The organism is Arthrobacter sp. KNU40 (genome assembly GCF_051515115.1).
GTDB lineage: Bacteria > Actinomycetota > Actinomycetes > Actinomycetales > Micrococcaceae > Arthrobacter.
The window spans coordinates 344,295-367,187 of the sequence record NZ_CP195850.1 but is presented as its reverse complement, the minus strand read 5'-3'; the positions used below and the strand labels follow the sequence as shown (position 1 = coordinate 367,187).

Annotated in this window: 24 protein-coding genes; 8 read left to right on the top strand and 16 right to left on the bottom strand. The window is 63.0% G+C overall.

Features of this window, described 5'->3' with window-relative positions; genetic code table 11:
• Positions 1-161: 161 nt before the first annotated feature.
• The gene (locus tag ACSKT0_RS01815) at positions 162-452 is read right to left on the bottom strand and encodes a DUF1540 domain-containing protein (RefSeq protein ID WP_345449533.1); all 291 of its coding nucleotides are present in this window, start codon (positions 450-452) and stop codon (positions 162-164) included.
• A gap of 136 nt (positions 453-588) precedes the next feature.
• Positions 589-774, bottom strand: coding sequence for a hypothetical protein (locus ACSKT0_RS01810; protein ID WP_437772242.1), 186 nt, complete (start codon positions 772-774; stop codon positions 589-591).
• A 352-nt stretch (positions 775-1,126) separates the two neighbouring features.
• On the opposite strand from ACSKT0_RS01810, the gene purS reads away from it, so the two are divergent.
• From purS to purL, 3 genes are read left to right on the top strand one after another with little or no spacing between them, the layout of a single operon-like run.
• Positions 1,127-1,378, top strand: coding sequence for a phosphoribosylformylglycinamidine synthase subunit PurS (gene purS, locus ACSKT0_RS01805; protein WP_028265707.1), 252 nt, complete (start codon positions 1,127-1,129; stop codon positions 1,376-1,378).
• 1 nt (position 1,379) lies between these two features.
• A complete protein-coding gene (gene purQ / locus ACSKT0_RS01800; RefSeq protein WP_437772241.1) occupies positions 1,380-2,135 on the top strand; it encodes a phosphoribosylformylglycinamidine synthase subunit PurQ in 756 nt (251 codons plus the stop codon).
• On the top strand, positions 2,132-4,450 hold the full coding sequence (gene purL, locus ACSKT0_RS01795) for a phosphoribosylformylglycinamidine synthase subunit PurL (RefSeq protein WP_236814546.1): 2,319 nt from the start codon (positions 2,132-2,134) through the stop codon (positions 4,448-4,450). The genes purQ and purL overlap by 4 nt, the downstream gene beginning before the upstream one ends.
• A gap of 81 nt (positions 4,451-4,531) precedes the next feature.
• Here the strand turns inward: purL and ACSKT0_RS01790 are convergent, their stop codons facing one another.
• Positions 4,532-4,825, bottom strand: a complete 294-nt coding sequence (locus ACSKT0_RS01790) for a DUF503 domain-containing protein (protein WP_236814542.1) — start codon at positions 4,823-4,825, stop codon at positions 4,532-4,534.
• 81 nt (positions 4,826-4,906) lie between these two features.
• Between ACSKT0_RS01790 and ACSKT0_RS01785 the strand changes: the two genes are divergently transcribed.
• Positions 4,907-5,764 (top strand): DUF1206 domain-containing protein, encoded by an 858-nt coding sequence (locus ACSKT0_RS01785; protein ID WP_437772240.1) that lies wholly within the window; start codon positions 4,907-4,909, stop codon positions 5,762-5,764.
• A 101-nt stretch (positions 5,765-5,865) separates the two neighbouring features.
• Here ACSKT0_RS01785 and ACSKT0_RS01780 read toward each other — a convergent pair whose 3' ends face one another.
• The 10 genes from ACSKT0_RS01780 to ACSKT0_RS01735 all read right to left on the bottom strand — a co-directional run bounded on the left by ACSKT0_RS01780 (position 5,866) and on the right by ACSKT0_RS01735 (position 14,981).
• A complete protein-coding gene (locus ACSKT0_RS01780; RefSeq protein WP_437772239.1) occupies positions 5,866-6,759 on the bottom strand; it encodes a carbohydrate ABC transporter permease in 894 nt (297 codons plus the stop codon).
• Positions 6,759-7,784 carry a carbohydrate ABC transporter permease gene (locus tag ACSKT0_RS01775; protein ID WP_437772238.1) on the bottom strand — a complete coding sequence of 342 codons (1,026 nt, stop codon included), beginning with the start codon at positions 7,782-7,784 and terminating at the stop codon, positions 6,759-6,761. The genes ACSKT0_RS01780 and ACSKT0_RS01775 overlap by 1 nt, the downstream gene beginning before the upstream one ends.
• A complete protein-coding gene (ngcE, locus tag ACSKT0_RS01770; protein ID WP_437772237.1) occupies positions 7,781-9,190 on the bottom strand; it encodes an N-acetylglucosamine/diacetylchitobiose ABC transporter substrate-binding protein in 1,410 nt (469 codons plus the stop codon). The genes ACSKT0_RS01775 and ngcE overlap by 4 nt, the downstream gene beginning before the upstream one ends.
• A gap of 209 nt (positions 9,191-9,399) precedes the next feature.
• On the bottom strand, positions 9,400-10,029 hold the full coding sequence (locus tag ACSKT0_RS01765) for a hypothetical protein (RefSeq protein ID WP_236814526.1): 630 nt from the start codon (positions 10,027-10,029) through the stop codon (positions 9,400-9,402).
• An 82-nt stretch (positions 10,030-10,111) separates the two neighbouring features.
• Entirely contained in the window at positions 10,112-10,513 is a 402-nt protein-coding gene (locus tag ACSKT0_RS01760; protein WP_236814524.1) for an MmcQ/YjbR family DNA-binding protein, read from the bottom strand.
• A 43-nt stretch (positions 10,514-10,556) separates the two neighbouring features.
• Positions 10,557-11,399, bottom strand: coding sequence for a polysaccharide deacetylase family protein (locus tag ACSKT0_RS01755; protein ID WP_437772236.1), 843 nt, complete (start codon positions 11,397-11,399; stop codon positions 10,557-10,559).
• A 71-nt stretch (positions 11,400-11,470) separates the two neighbouring features.
• On the bottom strand, positions 11,471-11,896 hold the full coding sequence (locus ACSKT0_RS01750) for a CoA-binding protein (protein ID WP_236814520.1): 426 nt from the start codon (positions 11,894-11,896) through the stop codon (positions 11,471-11,473).
• 12 nt (positions 11,897-11,908) lie between these two features.
• Positions 11,909-12,745 (bottom strand): hypothetical protein, encoded by an 837-nt coding sequence (locus tag ACSKT0_RS01745; protein WP_437772235.1) that lies wholly within the window; start codon positions 12,743-12,745, stop codon positions 11,909-11,911.
• On the bottom strand, positions 12,742-13,296 hold the full coding sequence (locus tag ACSKT0_RS01740; protein WP_437772234.1) for an RNA polymerase sigma factor: 555 nt from the start codon (positions 13,294-13,296) through the stop codon (positions 12,742-12,744). The genes ACSKT0_RS01745 and ACSKT0_RS01740 overlap by 4 nt, the downstream gene beginning before the upstream one ends.
• 395 nt (positions 13,297-13,691) lie before the next feature.
• Complete coding sequence (locus ACSKT0_RS01735; protein ID WP_364541104.1) at positions 13,692-14,981, bottom strand: adenylosuccinate synthase; 1,290 nt, start codon at positions 14,979-14,981, stop codon at positions 13,692-13,694.
• A 435-nt stretch (positions 14,982-15,416) separates the two neighbouring features.
• On the opposite strand from ACSKT0_RS01735, the gene ACSKT0_RS01730 reads away from it, so the two are divergent.
• The 3 genes from ACSKT0_RS01730 (at position 15,417) to ACSKT0_RS01720 (ending at position 19,487) form a co-directional block, all read left to right on the top strand.
• Positions 15,417-17,108, top strand: coding sequence for a phospholipase C (locus ACSKT0_RS01730; RefSeq protein ID WP_437772233.1), 1,692 nt, complete (start codon positions 15,417-15,419; stop codon positions 17,106-17,108).
• Between the two features lie 253 nt (positions 17,109-17,361).
• Positions 17,362-17,994 carry a uracil-DNA glycosylase gene (locus ACSKT0_RS01725; RefSeq protein ID WP_437772232.1) on the top strand — a complete coding sequence of 211 codons (633 nt, stop codon included), beginning with the start codon at positions 17,362-17,364 and terminating at the stop codon, positions 17,992-17,994.
• A 425-nt stretch (positions 17,995-18,419) separates the two neighbouring features.
• Entirely contained in the window at positions 18,420-19,487 is a 1,068-nt protein-coding gene (locus tag ACSKT0_RS01720) for an IS110 family transposase (protein WP_437770106.1), read from the top strand.
• Between the two features lie 105 nt (positions 19,488-19,592).
• On the opposite strand, the gene ACSKT0_RS01715 is transcribed toward ACSKT0_RS01720, so the two are convergent.
• The 3 genes from ACSKT0_RS01715 to ACSKT0_RS01705 all read right to left on the bottom strand — a co-directional run bounded on the left by ACSKT0_RS01715 (position 19,593) and on the right by ACSKT0_RS01705 (position 21,923).
• Positions 19,593-20,012, bottom strand: a complete 420-nt coding sequence (locus tag ACSKT0_RS01715) for a DUF3151 domain-containing protein (RefSeq protein WP_437772231.1) — start codon at positions 20,010-20,012, stop codon at positions 19,593-19,595.
• The gene (fbaA, locus tag ACSKT0_RS01710) at positions 20,012-21,031 is read right to left on the bottom strand and encodes a class II fructose-bisphosphate aldolase (protein WP_236814513.1); all 1,020 of its coding nucleotides are present in this window, start codon (positions 21,029-21,031) and stop codon (positions 20,012-20,014) included. The genes ACSKT0_RS01715 and fbaA overlap by 1 nt, the downstream gene beginning before the upstream one ends.
• A 190-nt stretch (positions 21,032-21,221) precedes the next feature.
• A complete protein-coding gene (locus ACSKT0_RS01705) occupies positions 21,222-21,923 on the bottom strand; it encodes a TrmH family RNA methyltransferase (RefSeq protein WP_437772230.1) in 702 nt (233 codons plus the stop codon).
• 133 nt (positions 21,924-22,056) lie between these two features.
• Between ACSKT0_RS01705 and ACSKT0_RS01700 the strand changes: the two genes are divergently transcribed.
• Positions 22,057-22,887, top strand: coding sequence for an HAD-IIA family hydrolase (locus tag ACSKT0_RS01700; protein ID WP_437772229.1), 831 nt, complete (start codon positions 22,057-22,059; stop codon positions 22,885-22,887).
• Positions 22,888-22,893 lie beyond the last annotated feature (6 nt).

Here is a 22,893-nt window from a genome sequence, read left to right as displayed (position 1 = left end):
TGATAGCTGAATATGACATAGGACACATTTCACGTTTTTTGTCATGTCATTCGGCATCAGAATACATCCGCACGCAGCAACGGGCACGCCCCCGTCGGAAGGGGACGTGCCCGCCGTGCGGACATTCAGATATTGATCACGAAGGCGGCCTGAAAGGAGCCTCAGGCGTGCTGGTACGTCAAGCAATCAGCCGCTTCGGCACCGGGGCCGATCCGGACATCGTGGGCCTCGCACATGAGGTTGTTGTTGTGGGTGCATTCCGAGCGCTGGCAGGCACCGACATGCGCCAGGACTTTGGGGAGTCCTCCCATGAGCGCGGTGTCAATGAAGGTGGCGCAGGAAGCGTGATCCGCGGTTCCGCCGATCGTAATCCCGTAGGCGGTGCAGCCATGATGGTTGAATCCGCAGCTGCCAACGCTGCATGCGGACACTTCGGCGACGTGTTCGGTCATTGCTCCTCCTGTTGGACGGGGAATTTCCTAGACAGTAATTCCAAGCTACTCCCGAATACGCGCCTTTAACCCGGAGGATTAGCGCATTTGCGCGTACCCTATTGCGCCCCAGACGGTGTCAGCGGCCCGGGCCGCGCTAAGAATGGATCCCTCTCAGCGCGTCGCTGATTTTGGCCCTTGTCGAAGCATCCGGCGGGACGGAAATGCGGTTTTCCCGGGCAGCCCGGTCCGCCATGATCCTTTGGAAAACCACCCTGCCCAGGCCGGCGAAAACAGCGGCAAGGACTACGGGCAAAACCATCGACTTAGCGTTTTCGGCCATGCCGCAATCCTAGTGACGCAAACCACCCCCGGCCAGAGCCGCCGTCGTTCAGTGCCCGGAGCCGCCGTCGGGCGTTGAATACCCCCGACGACGGCGGGGCGCCGCCGCGAATTGGCGCGTACCTTTTGCTTGGTAGCCACCTCTTCACCGATCTCCCGCAAATAGGGTATGTAGCGATTTGGCCGGTAGAATGGGCATGCAAGCTCGCGGAGCGCCCCCCTTATTCCGTAAGACCCTGCCGCTAAACACTGTTGCTGAACGCTGTTTGGAGGCAGTTCCGGCGTGAGACGGCACCACTCCGCGGCAGCCTTTAACCAAGGTTTAACCAACGCTCACGCACAGGAGTTACCGGATGCCCCGGATCGTCGTCGACGTCATGCCCAAGCCCGAGATTCTGGACCCTCAGGGGAAGGCCATCGTGGGCGCACTGCCCCGCCTCGGCTTCACCAGCTTTAGCGCAGTCCGCCAGGGCAAGCGCTTCGAACTGACCGTCGACGGCGAGGTGACCGATGCCATCCTCGCCCAGGCTCGCGAGGCCGCCGAGACCCTGCTGTCCAACCCGGTGATCGAAGACGTCGTCAACGTCGAGGTCGTCGAGGCCTGACATGACTGAACTTCCTTTGATCGGCGGAGCCCCTGTGGCCGTCGAACCCCATTTGCTTGGGGCCAAGATCGGCGTCGTCACCTTCCCCGGCACCCTTGACGACCGCGACGCCGCCCGCGCGGTCCGCCTCGCAGGCGGCACCGCCGTCGCGCTCTGGCATGCGGACACCCACCTGGCCGACGTGGACGCCGTCGTCATCCCGGGCGGTTTCTCCTACGGCGACTACCTGCGCGCCGGCGCGATTTCCCGCTTCGCTCCGCTGATGTCCCGGATCATCGATGCCGCCAACAGCGACGCCAAGCTGCCCGTGTTGGGTATTTGCAACGGCTTCCAGATCCTGACCGAGTCGCACCTGCTCCCGGGCTCCATGATCAAGAATGACCACTTGAAGTTCTTGTGCCGCGACCAGGTGCTGCGCGTGGAGAACAACAAGACGGTGTGGACCTCGGACTACGAGGCGGGCGAGGAAATCACGGTTCCGCTGAAGAACCAGGATGGCCAGTACATCGCCGACGACAAGACCCTGGACGCCCTTGAGGCCGAGGGCCGCGTCGTGTTCCGCTATGTCGGCTGGAACCCGAACGGTTCTCGCCGCGACATTGCCGGCATCAGCAACGCCGCCGGCAACGTGGTGGGCCTCATGCCGCACCCGGAGCACGCGGTGGAGCCCGGATTCGGTCCTGAGTCCAACGCCGGCACGGATGGCTTGGGCTTCTTCACCTCCGTCCTGAACAAGATCGTGGGAGGCGCACAGTGACTACCTCAGCTGAAACCGTCGGCAAGAAGTTCAACATCGACACGGTGGAGAACGCGGCTAAGACGCCGGACACCGAGCTTCCCTGGGCCGAACTCGGCTTGAAGCAGAACGAGTTCGACGAGGTCGTGAAGGTCCTGGGCCGCCGGCCTACCGGCGCCGAGCTTGCCATGTACTCCGTTATGTGGAGCGAGCACTGCTCCTACAAGTCCTCGAAGAACCACCTGCGCCAGTTCGGCGAAAAGGTGACCGAGGAGATGAAGAAGGACATGCTCGTAGGCATCGGCGAAAACGCCGGTGTCACCAACTTGGGCGACGGCTGGGCCGTGACGTTCAAGATCGAGTCCCACAACTCGCCGTCGTTCGTGGAGCCCTACCAGGGTGCCGCGACCGGTATCGGCGGCATTGTGCGGGACATCATCTCGATGGGCGCCCGCCCGGTAGCCGTGATGGACCCGCTGCGTTTCGGTGCCATCGACCACCCGGACACGGCCCGCGTCATGCATGGTGCCGTTGCCGGTATTGGCGGCTACGGCAACTCGCTTGGCCTGCCGAACATCGGCGGCGAAATGGTGTTCGACTCCGTGTACCAGGGCAACCCGCTGGTCAACGCGCTGGCAGTCGGCGTCATGCGCCACGAAGACATCCGCCTGGCCAACGCCTCCGGCAAGGGCAACAAGGTAGTCCTTTTCGGTGCGCGCACCGGCGGCGACGGCATTGGCGGCGCCTCGGTGCTGGCCTCGGAGTCCTTCGACGACACCAAGCCGTCCAAGCGCCCCGCCGTCCAGGTAGGCGACCCCTTCGCCGAAAAGGTGCTCATCGAGTGCTGCCTGGAGCTGTTCAAGGGTTCGCTGGTTGAGGGTATCCAGGACCTCGGCGCCGCTGGCATCTCCTGCGCCACGTCCGAGCTCGCTTCCAACGGCGACGGCGGTATGCAGGTTGAGCTGACCTCCGTGCTGCTCCGCGATCCCACCCTGACCCCGGGCGAAATCCTGATGTCCGAGTCGCAGGAACGCATGATGGCGGTAGTCACCCCTGAGAACATCGCCGCTTTCGAAGCGGTCATGGACAAGTGGGCCGTGGAGTACTCCTGGCTGGGCGAAGTGACCGACACCGGCCGGCTGATCATCACGTGGGAAGGCGAAGTCATTGTCGACGTCGACCCGCGCACTGTTGCCCACGACGGACCGGTCTACGACCGCCCGTTCGCCCGCCCCTCATGGCAGGATTCCGTGCAGGCCGACACCTTCACGGGCTCCGTGCAGGACGCCGGGCGCCCTTCGACGTCCGGGGAACTGGCTGCCGCCATCACCGAGCTTATTGCTTCGCCGAACATGTGCAGCAAGGCCTGGATCACCAAGCAGTACGACCGCTACGTCGGCGGCAACACCGCCATGGCGTTCCCGGACGATGCCGGAGTGGTCCGCGTGGACGAGGAAACCGGCCTTGGCGTTGCCCTGGCCACTGACGCCAACGGCCGCTACACGTACCTCGACCCGTACCACGGCGCACAGCTGGCACTGGCCGAGGCGTACCGCAACGTCGCAACCTCCGGCGCCGTCCCGATGGCCGTCAGCGACTGCCTGAACTTCGGTTCCCCCGAGGACCCGGATGTTATGTGGCAGCTGGCCGAGTCTATTCGCGGCCTGTCCGATGCGTGCATGGAGCTGGGCGTCCCGGTCACAGGCGGCAACGTCTCGCTGTACAACCAGACCGGTACCGTGCCGATCCACCCCTCCCCCGTGGTTGCAGTGCTGGGCAAGCTCGACGACGTCGCGCGACGCACGCCTTCGGGCTGGAAGGAAGATGGCCAGGCCATCTACCTGCTGGGCACCACGGCTGCAGAGCTGGACGGTTCGGAATGGTCCAACCTGCGCGGACACCTCGGTGGCTTGCCGCCGAAGGTTGACTTGTCCATCGAGCGCCAGCTCGGCGAAATCCTCATCAACGCTTCGCGCGACGGCATGATCGACGCCGCGCACGACCTCTCCGAGGGCGGCCTTGCCGCTGCGCTGGTGGAGTCCGCACTTCGCTACGGCGTGGGCGCCCGGATTGCGCTGGACGAACTCGTGGAGCGGGACGGCGTGGACCTGTTCACCGCATTGTTCTCCGAGTCCCAGGGCCGGGCCATCGTGTCCGTTCCGCGCTCCGAGGAAATCCGCTTCAAGGACATGTGCACTGCCCGCGGCTTCGCCCACCTCCGGATCGGCGTCGTCGACGCTGCCGGCGGCAAGCTGGAGATCAACGGCGTCGACGAGCTCTCCTTGGACGCCCTCAACGAAGCCCACGAGGCCACCCTGCCGAAGTACTTCGGCTAAGCTCCGGTAACCCCAACGCGGGGTCACTTACGGCCCAAGAATCCCCTCGGGATGGGCCGTAAGTGACCCCGCGTTGTGTTTTCAGTCTTCGCTGTGGAGGTCCCGGCGTCGGGCGCTCAGCAGCTCCAGTTCGGGGCGCGCGGCAACGAAGCGTTCGACGGCGTCGAGCACCTCCACGAGATGCGCCCTGTCTGCTGCCACTGCGCCTGCGCCGATGAGCACACGCCGATGCTGGTCCAAGTGCCCGGTCTCGGCGGCAGAGACCTCGAAACGCCGTTTCAACTCGGCGATCAGCGGGCGCACGAGAGAGCGTTTCTCCTTGAGGCTGTGCACCTCGCCCAGGAGGATGTCGAACTCGATCCACGCGATCCACATGCGCCCATCGTATCCAGTGGTCGCGCGCCCTCCCGCTTGGGAGCCCACGGTGGCAAGATGAGGACAGACCAAAGGAGCTCCATGGGCGCGGACGATCATATGAACAAAGCTGGCAATGCCGTATCCCGGGGCGCCGATTCGGTGGGAGATGCCGTAGACGACGCCAAGGATTCACGGACCGTCAGGATCGTGGCGCGGGCCGGCTTTGTCGCCTTAGGGCTGATACACCTTCTGATCGGGATCATCGCCCTCGGAATCGCGCTGGGCTCATCCGGCCAAGCCGACCAAAGCGGTGCGGTCGGCCAGATGGCCGCCACGCCCGGCGGCGTCGTTCTTTTGTGGGCGGGACTTGTGGCCTGCGGCGCCCTCGCTCTGTACATGGCGAGCGACGCCGTGATGGGGTGGAGCGGGCGCGACAGCTCCAAGCGCTGGATGAATCGGCTCAAGGCGGCCGGGCAGGCGATCGTCTTCGCTGTGGCCGCAGTGACTTTCGGCAGTTTTGCGCTCAGCCGTCCAAGCAGCAGCAGCGAGAAATCCCGTTCGACCAGCGCAGACCTCATGTCCAGCACTCCCGGCACCGTCCTCCTGGTGATCATCGGGGTGGCGCTGCTGGCAGCCGCCGGCACATACGTCTTCATGGGAATCACGCGCAGGTACGAAAAGAACTTGAGGGGAAAACCGTCCGGGGCCTTGGGAGATGCGTTTACGGTGCTTGGCGTGGTGGGCTATTGCGCGAAAGGGGTGGCGCTCGGCGCCGTCGGCTTGCTCATCCTGATCGCCACAGCGGCGCACGACCCCTCCCAACAAGGCGGCCTCGACTCGGCGCTCAAGGCCTTCCTGAAACAACCCTTCGGCGGATGGGTGCTGGGGTTCGTCAGCCTTGGACTCATTGCCTACGGTATCTATTCCTTGTTCCGTTCCCGTTACCAGCGCCTTTGACTCGGGCCGCGCCGGTTGGCACGGAGCAGCCGGCAGAAACGCCCGACGGCGGCCCTCACCAATGGTGGGAACCGCCGTCGGCGTTTTTTGGCTTGGCCGTGCTACTTGGACGTGCCTTGCGACACCGAACCCTGAAGCTGGCGCTGGAAGATGACGTAGACGATCAGCACGGGAACGACGGTGACCGTGACGGCCGCGAACAAGGCCCCGAAGTCCACCGCATAACCCATTTGGCCGGCAAAGGCGGCCAGTCCTTGGGATAGCACGCGGGGCCCTGCCGCGTTGATGGCCACCGGAATCAGGAACTGGTTCCACAAGCCCAGGAAGTTGAAGATGGCAACCGAGGCGAGTCCCGGCTTGGCCATCGGCAACATGACCTGGAAGAACGTCCGCCACTCGCCGGCCCCATCCAAGGCAGCCGCTTCCGTGATTTCGTGAGGAAGCGACTTGAAGAAGGAAAACAGGAAGAAGACCGTGAACGGCAGCGCGAAGCCGACGTACACCAAGGTCAAACCCGGCAGGGTGTTCAGGAGGCCGATTTTCTTCATGACGAAGAACAAAGGCACCATGGCGAGGAAGATCGGGAACGTGAGCCCGGCCAGCATGAGGTAGTAGATCGCCTTGCTGCCGAAGAAGACATAGCGCGCCAGGACATAGGCGCACATGGCTCCGAGGACCATGACGATCACCAAGGCCGACCCCACCACAATCACGGAGTTGAGGAAGTAGCTTCCGATGCCTGCCTCGGTCCAGGCCTTGACGTAATTGTCGAAGCGCCATTGGGAGGGCAAGGCGAACGGCGAAGCGAAGATCTCGCTGGAGGTCTTGAAGGAGGACATGAAAGTCCACAACAAGGGCAGGATCACGATGAGCGACCAGATGGTCAGGGCCGTATGAGAAACGGCACCCACCACTTTGTCTCCGGGAGTCGTGGCCGGTTTGCGAGGGTTGAAGTGCAGCGACTTCATTTCCTGGCTGGCAATTTTGGTAGTCATCAGAGGGACACATCCTTGTCGCCACCAGTGAGCCTGTTGACCAGGAACACGAGGCCGGAGAAGATCAGGGTGGCTACGGCCAACACAACGCCCATGGCGCTGGCCAGTCCGAACTGGCCCTTGGTGAAGGCGGTGAAGAAGAGCTGCTGGGACATCACCAGGGTGGAGTTGTCCGGGCCACCGCCGGAGTTCAGGGCTGCCATATAGACGAAGGCATCCAGCGCCAAAATGCCCATGTAGATGTAGGCCGTCTGGATGTTGTCCCGGATCAACGGGATGGTGATCGACACGGCAGTGCGGAAACGCCCCGCCCCGTCAATCCGGGCCGCCTCAAACAGCTCGGCCGGGATACCTTTAATGCCCGCCACGAAAAGCACCATGTAGAAGCCAATGAAGCCCCACACGATCACGAACATCGTGGCGATCATGGCCGTGTTCTTATCCCCAAGCCAAGCGTAGGACTTGAACTGGTCCATCCCGAGGGAAGTGAGGATGCCGTTCAGGAGGCCACCCGAGGGATCGTAGATCTGGCCCCACATGATGCCGATGGCAATCGCCGGAATCGTGTAGGGGAAGAAAGAGACAACCCGGTAGAAGCTGGAATTGCGCAGGCCCTTGATCTGGCCCTTGCTGCTGCCGCCCACGGTCACCAACGTTGCTAACACAAGGCTGAGGATGATCGTGATGATGGGCAGGCAGATGACCAACAGGATGTTGTTCCCCATGGCCTTCATGAAGATGTCATCCGTGAAGAGCTTCCGGTAGTTCTCAAGTCCGATGAAGTTCTGGTCAGGTGAAAAACCGCTCCAGTCCGTCAGGGAGTAGCCGAACGCCTGGATGAAAGGCCAAATCACAAACAGAAGGTAGATCGCCAGGGGCAGGCCCAGGAAGACCACGAAGAAACTGACCTTGTCGAATGTCAGGGGCTTGCGCCGCCTCTTGTAGACGGGTGGTGCGGTATCCGGAACGACGGCGGCGGAGGCGCCGCCGTCGACCCGGAGTGTTTTTGCTTTCACTGAAGTCACTTCACTTCAATCTTCTTGACCGAGCTGTCGTTACGGACCTTGTCGGTGATCTTCTGCAGGTCCGATGTCAGCGTGGCGACGTCGGACTTTCCATCGAGGAACGTGTTCCACACAACCAGCTGGTCCTTGTTGGTGCCGTAAAGGTCAATGAAGTTCCAGGTGTAGATATTGTCGCCCGCGTCGCTGAGCAGCTTGGTCTGGGAGACGAGTGCCGTGGAGCCGAAGCCATCGGAGGGAACCGTGTCCTTGACGATGGTGGGCGCGAGCTTCGTCTTGGCGAAGTTGGTGGCAGCGTCCTTGGACAGCATGATGCGGAGCAGTTCCTTGCCGCCCGGCACGTTCTTGCCCTGTGAAGGAACCACGAAGGGTTCGCCCGCTGCGCTGTGCAGTGACGCGTACGGCAGTTTGGAGCTAGTGGTCACCGATGGGACGGGCGCACCAGTCATCTTGAAGCCGGCCTTGGTCTGGTCCTTCATTTCGTTTTCGATCCACGAACCGGACGGGTAGAACACTGCTTCCTGGGCGTTGCTCCACTGTGCCTGTGCTGCCGTGAACTGGGTGCCTGAACCGCCGGGCTTGAAGTGGCCTGCCTTGACGATCTTGTTCAGGGCGGTAAAGACGCTCTGGAGTGCAGGGTGGGACCAGCAATCTGCTTTGAGGTTTTCCAATCCGAGGCGGACGTCGTGTCCGCCTTCCTTGATGGCGGAAGCGATCGCCATTTCCTGGTAGTACGTGGCGGCTTCCTTGCCCCACACGAAGAGGTATTTGCCCTTGGCCTTGGCCTGCTCGCCGAGTGCGTACATCTCATCCCAAGTCTTGGGAACGGACCAGCCGTTGTCCTTGAGCAGGGCGTCGGAGTACCACATTGCGTAGACGGTCAGGACGTAGTTCAAGGCCGCCAGCTTGCCTTCGAAGGTACCCGGCGCGAGGACTCCGCCGTAGAGGGTGTCCTTGATGACCTTGCCCTCGAGGTTCTTTGCGTTGACTACGCTGGTGAGGTCTTCGAGCTGGGCCAGGATGGTGCTGAACCCGATGGCCTTGGCACCGGAGTTGTCGATCAGGTCAGGCGGGTTGCCTCCGACGAATCGCGGCTGGAGTTCCTGCGCGATGTCCGTGGACGGGGAAATCTTGGCGGTGGAACCTGAATGTGCGCTTTCGAAGCCCTTGCCCGCGAAGTCGACGTAGTCGATTCCATACCCGCCTTTGAAGATCACGGCGTCAACGGTGGACTTGTCTGCCATGCCGAACGGATTGGTATCCGAAACGGTCCCCGTTGGACCAGTGGTTCCTCCGCCGCCACCCCCGGCGCAAGAGGCCATCGAACCGGCCAACGGCACAAGCACGGCCGCGGCCAGCGCGCCGCGAAGGAAACCGCGGCGTGCAAGGGACTGCTGCTGAACGTTCATCCTAAAACCCTCCAGAGACTCGTTGTACCGAACTCTGACGGCGTCTTGGCCGGCAGTCGATCGGTCCGGGCACCGCCGCTGCGACGCGCCCTTCGTGTGACATACTTCACCACGAGTGATTGAAAAGCAATATTTGAGGGCAGTTTCGATCAACTTTTGTCAAAATGTGATCTGACGATCCTGCCGTCCGAAGGGGTCATTTGGGTGTTTTAACCCCGTAAATTCAGGGATTTTGCGCACTGAGCGATGGCCTCGCGCGCCCATTGCTGCTGTTGCTCGGTTCCTACCCGCTCGGCCCACTGCTCAGCGAGCTGGAATTCCACCATCGCCTCGGTGCGGCGACCGTCGTCGTACATCGCCCAACCGAGGTTGTTGTGCAGGGAAACCATCCACCGTTTGGTGCGGGAATCGTCGACGGCGGAGGCGTACTCAAGCGCGCTGCGCGTCCATGATTCCTGGTGGCCGGAGTCCGCGATGGCCAGCATGTGAAGTGCGTCCACGGCGAGGAAATCTTCGCCCAAGAGGTCGCCCATCTCGGCGGCCTGTTCAAAGAGCGGAACGGCCATGGCCGGGTGGCCGGCGGAGTTGAGCAGGCGGCCACGTTCCAGGAGGATCCGCACGGCGATGGTGGGCTCCTCCTCGGCGTCAATCCCGTCCAAGAGAGCGTCTGCTTCCTCGAAGCGGCCTTGCAGGCCGATCGCCCGGCCCAATTGGGTAGCGAGCTCGGCCCGCTCAAACGCATCGTAGGCGGGATCCGCCATGGCTTCGCGGAAGCGGGCTTCCGACAACGCGGGGTCCTCAAAATTCCACAGCTCATCGAGGGTCTTTTGTTCCAGCATCTGGCTCCTCCTGATTGCTTCGAGGCGATGGAAGGTGCGGTCCACTCACAATCTAGCCGAAGCAGCAGACGGGGTCCGCGTGTCAGTCCTTGGCGAGCCGGGCCCAGCCCAGCTGCTCCTGCTGCTTGCGGTTCAACGAGGAAACCACGAGGTCATAGGAATCCTCCACCATGTCCCGGACCATGGAGTCGGGGAGGGCGCCGTCCAAGCGGACGCCATTCCAGTGCGTCTTGTTCATGTGCCAGGCGCCGGTGATTTCCGGATGGGCCGAGCGGAGTTGCACAGCCAAGGCGGGATCGCATTTGAGGCTTACTGCTAAGTTCTGGTCGTCCATGGCGGATGCGGCGAACATCTTGCCTTCCTGCTTGGATCCGCCGGACACAGCGGACCGGACTTTGAAAACCGAGGTTTCCGGGCCGAACGGGAAGTCTTCATAGGTCCCGGGGAAGGCAAGGCAGATTTGGCGGAGTGTGGCAGCGTCCATGTAGCGAGACTAGCGGAGTGCGATGACTAGCGGACCGACCGCCTCAAGCAACGTCCAGGAAGTCCTCGAGGAGCACCACTTCCAGTCCGGCAGCCACTTGCGCCGAGCGGAATGCCTCGAAGTCCGCCGCGAATTCGGGGCGGAAGTGCATCAGGACGATGTCGCCTGGTCGGAGGGAATTGCCGTACTGGTAGTCCATGCGCCCGGCATTGGCCTTGGCCTCCCACGTAACGATCGCCTTCAAGCCGGCGGCGGCAACGGCTTGGCGCATGGCGGTTGAGTAGGCACCTCCGGGAGGCCTGAACAGGGTGGGCTTGCGGCCGTACTGCTGAAGGGCGAAATCCTGCATGCCTGCGATGTCGTCAAGCTGACGCTGGTAGCCCCATTGCGTGGTCATGTTGACGTTGTGGCTGACCGTATGGTTTTCAACCAGGCTCCCCTGCGCCATGAACGCCTTGAAGAATGCAGGGTTGTCGCGGACCGTGTTGCTCGTGAGGAACAGTGTGGCCGGGTAGCCGTTCTCCGCGAGGAGCCGGACGCTTTCCGGGGACTTGACCAGTCCGTCGTCGATCGTGAGGAACACCACGGGATGTTTGGTGGGGATTTTGGTAATCACGGGAGCCAGTCCGCCTTGGATAGGCGGCAGCGTGAAGTCGGGGGTGAAGGGGTTCCGGAGCCGCACAGGACCCGCTGGGCTTGGTGTGGGACTCATCGCGCCGCTTGCGGACGACGACGGCGAGGGTCCCGCCGTGCGGGGAGCCGCCGTCGGGCTATCTTGAGACGGGTTTCCCGGGACCGCGCATGCCCCCAGCCCAGCCACGAGGGAAGCCCCGAGGAAACCGAGCGCGGTGCGTCGGCTGGCGGTGGAAGGGTGGTCGTCACACATGGAAATTCCCTAATCTCGAAAGGGTGATTGCCCCAAAAACATACCAGCGTCCGGTTAACGGAAAACGACGGCTAGATGCCGCTCCGCCAACCCATCTGTGCCGGACAAGCGTTCATGACGACGTCCAGGCCCGCAGCTTTGGCCCGTTCCGCTGCGTCCTCGTCAATTACTCCGAGCTGGAGCCAAACGGCTTTCGCCCCCACGGCAATCGCTTCGTCCACTACGGCGCCGACGCGCGAGGAGTTCACAAAGCAGTCGACGACGTCGATCGGCTGCTTCTCGAAGGGCACGTCGGCAAGGAATTTGTAGCCGGTTTCACCGTGGACGTCTTCGCCTTTTTGGTTGATCGGGATGATCTCCATGCCCATCGTGTCGCGAACGTAGAGAGCAACCTCGAACGCAGAGCGCCACTCATTCGTGCTGAGTCCCACGATTGCCCAGCGGCCCTTTGTTCGCATAAGCCGGTCAATGACTGCCGGATCGTTGACGTGTGTCATAGCTTCAGCCTACTAGCGGGACAGCAGTCCAAGGAGCCAACGCAGCGACGGCCCGGCAGGCTTCAGGGACACGTCGTCCTGGGCGTTCTCGACTGCTTGCTGAACGCCGTTTTGGAGGTCCTTCGCCGTCGGGGCCGAGGGGATGGCCGGTTTGGGCTGCGGAGGGATTCCCTGCGAGTCGGTCTTAGGCTCGGTGTGCGGTTGCTTCGGCGCTTCGGATTGCTCGTCGCTTGGCCGGCCTGCAGGGGCGGGAACGGCCGCTGGCGTCACGGGCTCGTGCGGCGCCTCGCCGATGCCAGCTGGGGCAGTGACCACGGGGTCCGCCGAAGCGCCTGTCACTGGGGGCACCGCCGGCGGCAGGTCGGCGGGAGCCGGATGCGTCGCGACTTTCGGGGAGTCCTGGGCGGGGGCTGGAGGTACCAGCGACGGCGGAGCTGTGGTCCAAGCGGGCGCCCAGCCGGAGATCAGCGTCTGCATGAATTCCGGGGTTCCTTTGCTGAATCCGCCGCTCGCGGCCGCAACGCCACCAACACCCAGGCCCATGGCGGTCAGGACGGCGGCACCAATGACGACGGGGCGATGCTTGCGCAACTGACGCCGTTTGCCGAGCTCGTCGAACGGAAGATTGTTTGCAGAGTCACGGGCGGTCGTGGCGGAGCCGTCACCCGGCGTCGAGCCAGCCAGCATCGCCGCGAGTGCAGGCCCTGGGACAGGCGCCGGCATGGACGCAAAGGATTCCAGTGCTTTCAACGAGTCCGTGACTTCGGGGGCGTCCGTTAGGCCAGCCTCAAGCATGAGCTCGAGGATGACCGCATCGCGGTCAATGTCCTTGCAATCCCAACGCATCATGGTGCCACGTATTCCTTTACTACCGAGTGCTCGCGGAGCGCATTCAACGCCCGGCGCTGGAGTTGCTTGACTGCGCCTTGGCTTTTCCCCATGATTTCGGCTGCTTGGTCCACGGTCAGACCGGCAACAATACGAAGCGTCAGGACTTCCCGCTGATCTTCCCCAAGGAAGTCCAACAGCGCCATGACTTCCCCGGGCGCCACGCGGTTCATCGCTTCGGCTTCCGCCGAACTCGACTGGCGCGTGTCACGTTCAGGTTCAAACTCGTGGTGCTCAGGTGCCCTGCTTTGCCGACGATGGTCATCCACCATCCGGGCATGGGCCACCGAGAACACGAACGTCCGCAGACCACTGACACCGCCCGTAATCGTCTCGACGCGAGGCAGGACGGCAAGAAAGACGTCTTGTGTGACAGCTTCGGGATCCGAAACACCTTTTGCCGTCAGGTAGCCGAGCACTTGGCCCGCAAAGGCCTGGTAGACGGCGCTGAACAGTTCAGCTTCCCGGCCGCGAAGGGCCAGCAATGCTGCATCGGTCAAGGCGTCGGTCACTGAAGCGTGGCTTTCATTGGGGAGCGAATGTCCGGACCCATGCGAGATCCTCGGTGCCGCCCAGACGCGGCAGGGCCGGGCAACCTCACCTAGCTTAACCGCTGCTCCCGCTATGCCCAAGGACCAGCCTTCGGTTCCGGGGGCTGGCCTCTCCCGGACTTTTTGCACATCCACGAAACCCCTTCAGACATGAAAAGGGCCGAGCTGAAACTTGATGGGGGACAAATTTCAGCTCGGCCTTTCAAAGAGGTAATCGTCGAGGCACTCCAAAGGGTTACGCGGATTCCAAAAAAGTTTTTTCGACGGCGTTCTTTGTGCCTTTTTGGCGCGGAACGCACGACGGCGGGCCGCCCCCGAAAGGGCGACCCGCCGTCGTCGTAATTCGCTTTTGGTGACTAGTCCTCGATGAGGTCGTGCACCACGATCGTCTGGTCTCGGTCCGGGCCCACGCCGATCGCGGAGAACCGCGTGCCGGAGAGCTTCTCGAGGGCCAGCACGTATCTGCGGGCGTTCTCGGGGAGGTCTTCGAGCGTCTTGGCTGCGGTGATGTCCTCGGTCCAGCCGTCGAAGTACTCGAAGATCGGCACTGCGTGGTGGAACTCGGTCTGGGTCATGGGCATTTCGTCGTGGCGAACGCCGTCGACGTCGTAGGCCACGCAGACCGGGATCTGCTCGATGCCGGTCAGAACGTCCAGCTTGGTGACGAAGTAGTCCGTGAAGCCGTTGACGCGGGATGCGTGGCGGGCAAGGACGGCGTCGTACCAACCGCAGCGGCGCGGGCGGCCGGTGTTGACGCCGAACTCGCCGCCTGTCTTCTGCAGGTACATGCCCATCTCGTCGAAGAGCTCCGTGGGGAACGGACCGGCGCCTACACGCGTGGTGTAGGCCTTGATGATGCCGATGGAACGCGAGATCCGGGTGGGTCCGATGCCCGAGCCAACAGACGCACCGCCGGCAGTCGGGTTGGAAGACGTCACGAACGGGTACGTGCCGTGGTCTACGTCCAGGAACGTGGCCTGGCCGCCTTCCATGAGGACCACCTTGCCCTCGTCGAGAGCGTTGTTGAGGACCAAGGTGCTGTCAATGACCAGCGGCCGCAGGCGCTCTGCGTAGGACAGGAAGTACTCCACGATCTCGTCCACCACCACGTTGCGGCGGTTGTAGACCTTGACCAGGAGCTCATTCTTCTGACGCAGCGAGCCTTCCACCTTCTGGCGGAGGATCGATTCGTCGAAGACATCCTGGACGCGGATACCCAGGCGGGCCACCTTGTCCATGTAAGCCGGACCAATGCCCCGACCTGTGGTGCCGATGGCGCGGCTGCCGAGGAAGCGCTCCGTGACCTTGTCCAGAACCTGGTGGTATGGCGCTACGAGGTGGGCATTGGCCGAGACGCGCAAACGGGATGTGTCGGCACCGCGTGCTTCCAGGCCATCGATCTCCTGGAACAGCGCTTCAAGGTTCACCACGCAGCCGTTGCCGATGATCGGAATCGCGTTCGGGCTCAGAATACCGGCAGGAAGGAGTTTGAGCTCATACTTCTCACCGCCCACCACAACGGTGTGCCCGGCGTTGTTGCCGCCGTTGGGCTTGACCACGTAGTCAACGCGGCCACCGAGCAGGTCGGTTGCTTTGCCTTTGCCTTCGTCGCCCCACTGGGCTCCGACGATCACGATAGCTGGCATGGGATCCTCCCCCATTCTTTCGGGCCGGTCCTGGCGGGATCACCAAGGCTCAGCGCCGTACATGAGAACGCCCCGAATCTTTCGGCCCTGCCCGCAGACTTTCGCAAAAGTTCACCGGCGGGATCAGCAAGAGTTCCGGGGCTCTTACCAGCCAAGTTTAGCCGATGCGGCTCTTGGACCTGTTGTCACACGGTCGGAGGACGACACGAAAACAGGCACAGCGCCCTCGAAGTTCCCTGTGAGCAGAATGTGAACTCTTCCCAAACAGTCCGCATTGAGCGCCGAAAACGGCCCTTGGGCTCCAAGCGAGCGGCTACATTCTTTGTGAATCCTCACCCCCAACTGACTCGCATTTGTTGTCGTTATGAGCCCTCTAAACGACAACAAATGCGAGTCAGTTGGGCGGGCACTTTCCGTGAACCTGAAGGGAAATCCATGAATTTTCGCAACAAGCGACTCCTGTCAACGGCGGGAATGAGCGCACTCGCAGCCTCCACGATCGCTGCCGGCATGATCGGGTTCGGCATGACGCCGGCCTCGGCCAATAGCGACCACAAAGATACCGCGACGCCCATCAAGCACGTCGTCGTAATTTTCGGCGAGAACGTCTCCTTCGACCACTACTTCGCGACCTATCCGCAGGCTGCCAACACCGCCGGCGAAACCCAGCAAGGAAGCGGCGCAGCGGCTCCCGTGTTCACGGCGGCCAAGAACACGCCGAAGAACATCGCCACCCTCGCCCACGACAAGCTGTTGGCACCTAACAATCCCAACTCGGTTCAGCCCCAGCGGCTGACTCCGGGCCAGGCAATTACGTGCGACCAGGACCACGAATACACCGCGGAGCAGAAGGCCTACAACGGTGGCCTGATGAACAAGTTCGTCGAAAACACGAGCATGGATACCTGTTCGGGTGGCCAGTTTGGCCGTCCCGGGCTCACCATGGACTACTACGACGGCAACACCGTTACCGGGATCTGGAACTACGCCCAGAACTTCGCCATGAGCGACTCGCACTTCAGCACCGTGTTCGGCCCGTCCAGCCCGGGCGCGCTCAACCTTGTGTCCGGCCAGACCCACGGCGTCACCGAATTCACTGCCGCCGGGCAACCGGTCAAGCCGGCAAGCAGCGACTACACGGTCAAGTTCCCGGACGCGAACGGCGTCGGCACCATGACGGAAGACCCGGATCCGGTCTACGACGACTGCTCCAACAAGAGCCACGCAAGCAAAAACAACCTCGCGGGCATGCAGGGCAAGAACGTCGGCGACCTGCTCAACGACAAGGGCGTCAGCTGGGGCTGGTTCCAGGGCGGCTTTGCACCGACGACGCCGGCCACGGACACTACCCCGGCTGCGTGCATGACCACCCACACCAACATTGCGGGTGCTACGGTGACTGACTACAACCCGCACCACCAGCCGTTCCAGTACTACAAGTCAACGTCCAACCCGCACCACCTGGCTCCGGCCAGCGTGGACGAGATCGGACACAACGGCCAGGCGAACCACCAGTACGACACCACGGACTTCGCCAAGGTGGTCAACTCGGACAACATGCCTGCCGTCTCCTTCCTGAAGGCGGGAAACTACCAGGACGGCCACGCCGGCTACTCCGATCCCCTGGACGAGCAGAAGTTCATCACGCAGCAAGTGAACGCCATCCAGAACTCGAAGAACTGGGAAAACACTGCCATCGTCCTCGCCTACGATGACTCGGACGGCTGGTATGACCACGTCGCTGCCGGTGTGAAGAACTCCTCCAACACCACCGACGACGCCGCGTGGTGCCTCAACGCCTACAACAAGGGTGTGCCGATGGCCGGAGGCTATGCCGACCGTTGCGGCCCCGGCCCGCGCCAGCCGCTCGTCGTGATCTCCCCGTTCGCCAAGAAGAACTTCGTGGACCACACCCAGACGGACCAGTCATCCATCCTTCGCTTCATCGAGGACAACTGGCACACCGGCCAGATCGGCGACTCATCGGCAGACGCCAAGGCCGGCTCCATCAACGCGATGTTCAACTTCGACAACGGGCGGGACGTGAAGCTCATCCTCAACGAATCGAACGGCACCGTGGTTTCCCGGACCAAGGAAAGCGACGACCAGAACGAGAACAAGCAGTAGCAGGCGCTTCCGAAACGGCACCGTCCCGAATCCATCGGGACGGTGCCGTTTCCGTTAATGCACGGCCGCTTTATGCCAAATCCGGCTCCCGCCATCGAGAGACCCAACACAGAAGTCCCGATTCACCCCACAGCTCACCGTCGTTCCGGTAGAGTTAACCAGCCCCCAACACTGCATCCAATCTGACCGGTCGCGGCAAACCGCTCCCGGCCGGATAAGTGCGCCTCGCTACACCTAGGAGACCAAAGCCCATATGCAAGACCTGGCGACTGAAACACTCGAAGAGCAGCTCTGGAACCGACGTTTCGAACCCCACATCGCCGAGGTCACGGGGCTTTGCGATTCCCTCAAAGAACAGAAGCCGGGCAGCGAAGTCCTCTACGTGGACCCCGTCCACAGCGTCGACGAGTGCCGCATCATCAGCCTTTTCTCCAACACCCGCACCACTGAGGGCTCGGGCTTCATCATCCCAGGTGACGCGGATGCCGCGACCCGCATGGTGGGCATGCAGTGGCAGTTGGGGCTGCGTCCGGAACTCATGATGCCGTGGAACGTTTACCCGTGGATCGAGCCCGACGGCGAGCCGGGCAAGCTGACTCCCGCCAACATCACCGAAGGCCTCAAGCCGCTCCTGCGTCTCCTGGCGATCGTGCCGCGCACCTCCGTGCTGGTAGCCCACGGCAACGAAGCCCATCGTTTGGCAGACCAGCTCATGAAGGCCGCACCGCAGAGCATCCACCGGAGGGGCTTCAAGACATTCAAGGTCCGCTCGCTTGGTGGACGCTCCTTCGCTGGCTCCCCCACGCGCCAGCAGGAGTACCTGGACCTCATCCATGGCGCCTACGCCGAGGCCATGGCCCGGACCGGGCTCACCCCCGTCTCCTAGGACCCGCCCGGCCCAACTGTCCCCACCGCCACCCTCGCCTCGCAAGCTCGGCCAGGGAACCCTGGCCGCCCGGCCCAACTGACTTGCATTTGTTGCCGTTATGACGCCTCATAACGACTGTGAGGATTGGAGTGGCTGGTCTGGGACTGGCTGGCAGAGTAGGTGCTGGCCGTTCCGCCCTGCGGTCGTGACTCACATAACGGCTGGCCCCGTCGGGGTGCCATTTTAGTGACTTGTCCGTCCGCGGGGTGGGCGGCCGGTACCTGCCCGGCCCACCTCGGTGACTTGATCAGAAGGTTGCCCGCCCTGTTTGACGGGGCGTGGCTCGTCACAGTGCTGTTCCGAAGTGACCTCTACCCGGACTGGTACCGGCCGTTTGCGGCCCTGACCATATCCGCGAAATAGAGGAAAGTGCCGGAACCGCTATGACTATCGTTGCGCATTCCCACCCGTTTGTCGTCGGCGTCGACACCCACGCCAAAAACCATGTCTACGCCATCATCACCGCTACCGGGGAACTGCTCCAGACCCGGGATTTCCCGACCACCAGCGCCGGCATCAACCGGGCCATCGCCTGGGTCGCGCGCCGCACCGGCGCCGATCTGGGGACCCTGTGGGTGATCGAGGGCGCCGCGTCCTATGGCGCCCTGCTCGCCGGTGCCGTCGGCGCCGCCGGCTACCAGGTCGCCGAAGCCGCCCGGATGGACGCCCGCACCCACCGCGGAGTCGGCAAGTCCGATGTGTTGGACGCGCACCGGATCGCCGCGGCCGTCCTGCCCCTCCGGGAGCAGCAGCTGCGCCGCCCGCGGCTGAACGAAGGGATCCGTGCAGCCTTGCGGGTCCTGGTCACCGCGCGGGAGTCCATGACCACCGAGCGCACACGGTCCGTGAACGCACTGACCGCGCTCCTGAGGGTGAACGATCTGGGCCTGGACGCCCGCAAACCCCTGACCGGAACCCAGATCGCCGAGGTCTCCCGTTGGCGGGCCCGCGAAGAACCGCTGGCATTGTCCGTTGCCCGCTCCGAAGCGGTCCGGCTGGCCAGACACATCAGCGAACTCGACGCGGACATCAAAACCAACGGCTCCCGGATCACCGAACTGGTCGAAATCAGCGAAGCCGCGCCCCTGCTGCAGGAAACCGGATTCGGTCCCGTCACCGCCGCAATCTGCCTGACCGCGTGGTCCCATCAGGGCCGGGTCCGTTCCGAGGCCGCCTTCGCTTCCCTGGCCGGGGTCAGCCCGATCCCGGCCTCCTCCGGGAACACCGTCCGGCACCGGCTCAACCGCGGCGGCGACAGAACCCTGAACAAAGCCCTGCACATGATCGCCCTCAGCAGGATGACCTTCGACACCGAGACCATCGGATACGTCCAGAAACGACAAGCCGAAGGACGGACCAAAAGGGAGATCCGCCGGTGCGTGAAACGCTATCTCGCCCGACGGATCTACCGAACACTCAACAACACAAACCCAACACCCAGCCACGCTTGACGAACCATAGAAGGGTCATTAACTGCGAGTCAGTTGGGCCGGGAAAGCGCGACGGCGGCCGCCCACCTGAGTGGGCGGCCGCCGTCGGCGTTTAACTAAGTTTTCCTAGCCTTCGATCGCTGCCTTCGCGGCGGGATCGGAGTCGTTCAGGAACTTCTCGATCCGCTCCGGTTCCTCGGCTTCGCCGATGGCAGAGGATGCCCGGCCGAGGGAGTAAAGAGCGCGCAGGAATCCCCTGTTGGGCTCGTGCTCCCACGGGATGGGCCCGACGCCGCGCCAACCGTTGCGGCGCAGCGAATCCAGTCCACGGTGATATCCCACACGGGAATACGCGTAGGAATCGATGGTCCGGCCGTCAGCCCAAGCTTCCTCGGCCAGGATCGCCCACAGCAGTGAAGACGTGGGGTACTTGGCGACGAGGTCCAGTGCTTCCTGCCCCAAGGCAAGGTGCTGGTAGATCTCGGTCTCTGCAGGGAGGAGCGTCGGCTCCGGTCCCATCAGGTTCTTGCGGAATTCGTCGGACATTAGAAGGTCTTGCCTACCGAACCGAGCTGCTTCGCGGCTTCCACGATGCGGGCGGCCATGCCGGCTTCGGCGGAGGCTCCCCAGACGCGCGGGTCGTACGTCTTCTTGTTGCCCATTTCGCCGTCGACCTTCAGGACGCCGTCGTAGTTCGAGAACATGTGTCCGGCAACCGGGCGGGTGAACGCGTACTGGGTGTCGGTGTCGATGTTCATCTTGATGACACCGTAGGAAACGGCATCCGCGATTTCCTGCTCGGTGGAGCCGGAGCCGCCGTGGAAGACGAGGTCGAACGGGTTGGTCTTGCCGATCTTGGCACCGACCTCGGCCTGGATCTGCTTGAGCAGCTCGGGACGGAGCTTGACGTTGCCCGGCTTGTACACGCCGTGGACGTTGCCGAAGGTCAGGGCAGTCAGGTAGCGGCCGTTCTCGCCGGCGCCGAGTGCCTCGATGGTCGCGAGGGCGTCTTCGGTGGTGGTGTACAGCTTCTCGTTGATCTCGTTCTCGACGCCGTCTTCCTCGCCGCCGACCGTGCCGATTTCAACCTCGAGGATGATTTTGGCCGCAGCTGCGCGGCCCAGGAGTTCGCGGCCGATCCGCAGGTTCTCGGACAGCGTCTCGTGCGAGCCGTCCCACATGTGCGAGTTGAAGATCGGGTCCTTGCCGGCCTTGACGGCTTCCTCGGAAGCAGCCAGCAGCGGGAGGACGAAATCAGCCAGCTTGTCCTGCGGGCAGTGGTCCGTGTGAAGGGCGATGTTCACGTTGTAGTTCTTGGCGACCTCGCGGGCGAAAGCCGCGAAGCCCAGGGAGCCGGCAACCATGTCCTTGACGGAGGCGCCGGACCAGTAAGCCGCACCACCGGTGGAGACCTGGATGATGCCGTCCGACTCGGCCTCGGCAAAGCCGCGGATGGCGGCGTTCAGGGTCTGCGACGAGGTGACGTTCACTGCCGGGAACGCGTATCCACCGGCCTTCGCGCGGTCGATCATCTCGGAGTAAATCTCTGGGGTTGCGATGGGCATGCTGACTCCTATGCTGATTTTCGTCTGTGGGTTTTGTTGACCCTGGAGTAGACCTATACGGCTAGGCACCATCCTAGCGACTGAAGAATCCGGCACCGTGTTTCCGGTCACGGAGGCGGGTAACACTTGCGGATCTTTTGTCCCAGGGGTCCTGCTAGGAGCCGGGGTCCTCCAAGGAGAGGGGGTCCGCTCAGGAGACCCGCTGGCCGAAGTTGTGCCTGCGGATCCACGCGTGCATCGCGATGGCCGCAGCCGACGCCGCATTCATGGAGCGTGTGGAACCGTACTGCTCGATCGACAAGGTCGCGACGGCGGCGTCGTGCACCTCGGGAGTCAGGCCGGGGCCCTCCTGCCCGAACACGAGCACGCAGTTGCGGGGAAGTTCGTATGTTTCCAGCGGCACGGAATCGGGGAAGATGTCGATGCCGATGATGGCCAGCCCTTCCCCCTGCGCCCACTCCACGAAATCCTCCACGGTGGGGTGGTGGCGGACGTGCTGGTAACGGTCGGTGACCATGGCCCCGCGACGGTTCCACCGGCGTCGTCCGATGATGTGGACCTCCTTGGCGAGGAAGGCGTTGGCGGTGCGAACCACAGTGCCGATGTTGAGGTCGTGCTGCCAGTTCTCAATGGCAATGTGGAAATCGTGCCTATGGGCATCCAGGTCAGCGACAATCGCTTCGTGCTTCCAGTAGCGGTACTTGTCGATGACGTTGCGGCGGTCGCCGTCCGCAAGGAGGTCCGGGTCCCACTGCTCGCCTTCCGGCCAGTCGCCTTCCCAGGGCCCGACGCCGACCTCCGGTTTCGCTTCGGACTCCCCCTCGGTAGGGGAGAGGATGGACGGGACAGCAGCGGAGTCGGTAGGGGCAGGGTTCTGGGGCCGGTCAGTCACTCTTCAACCCTAGCCCGGGCGGTGCCGACCGCGGCGCCGAAACCCAGTGCCGTAACGCAGGACACCCGGGTGTCTCGGAGACCGAAAGATGAAAGACTTGGGACGAGAAACAGCCAATACGCGGAGGAAAAGCATGGAGAACGCAACCGAAGCCCCGAAAAGCTCAGCCATTTACCGCAACGGCCACGAAATCGAATGCTGGCTCACCGATATGGACGGCGTCCTGGTCCACGAAAACCAAGCGGTTCCCGGAGCGGCTGAACTGATCCAGCGCTGGGTGGACACGTCCAAGCGATTCCTCGTCCTCACCAACAACTCGATCTTCACCCCGCGGGACTTGGCGGCCCGACTGAGCTCCTCCGGCCTCGAAATCCCGGAAGAGAACATCTGGACATCGGCCCTGGCCACGGCACAGTTCCTCAAGGACCAGGTGCAGGGCTCGGACTCTGGGAACCGCGCCTACACCATCGGTGAGGCGGGGCTCACGACGGCGCTGCACGAGGCCGGCTTCATTCTCACCGACCAGAACCCGGACTTCGTGGTGCTCGGCGAGACCCGTACCTACTCCTTCGAAGCGATCACCATGGCCATCCGGCTGATCCTTGCAGGGGCGCGCTTCATCGCCACCAATCCGGATGCCACCGGCCCCTCGAAGGATGGTCCGATGCCCGCCACCGGCGCGATCGCAGCGCTCATCTCCAAGGCGACCGGCCGCGAGCCATACATCGTGGGCAAGCCGAACCCTATGATGTTCCGTTCCGCGATGAACCAGATCGACGCCCACTCCGAGACCACGGCAATGATCGGTGACCGCATGGATACCGACATCATCGCGGGCATGGAAGCCGGGCTGCACACCGTCCTGGTGCTCAGCGGCATCACCCAACGCGAGGACATCGCGGCCTTCCCGTTCCGGCCAAACCAGGTCCTGAACTCGGTAGCGGACCTCAAGAACCAAATCTAGGAAAAA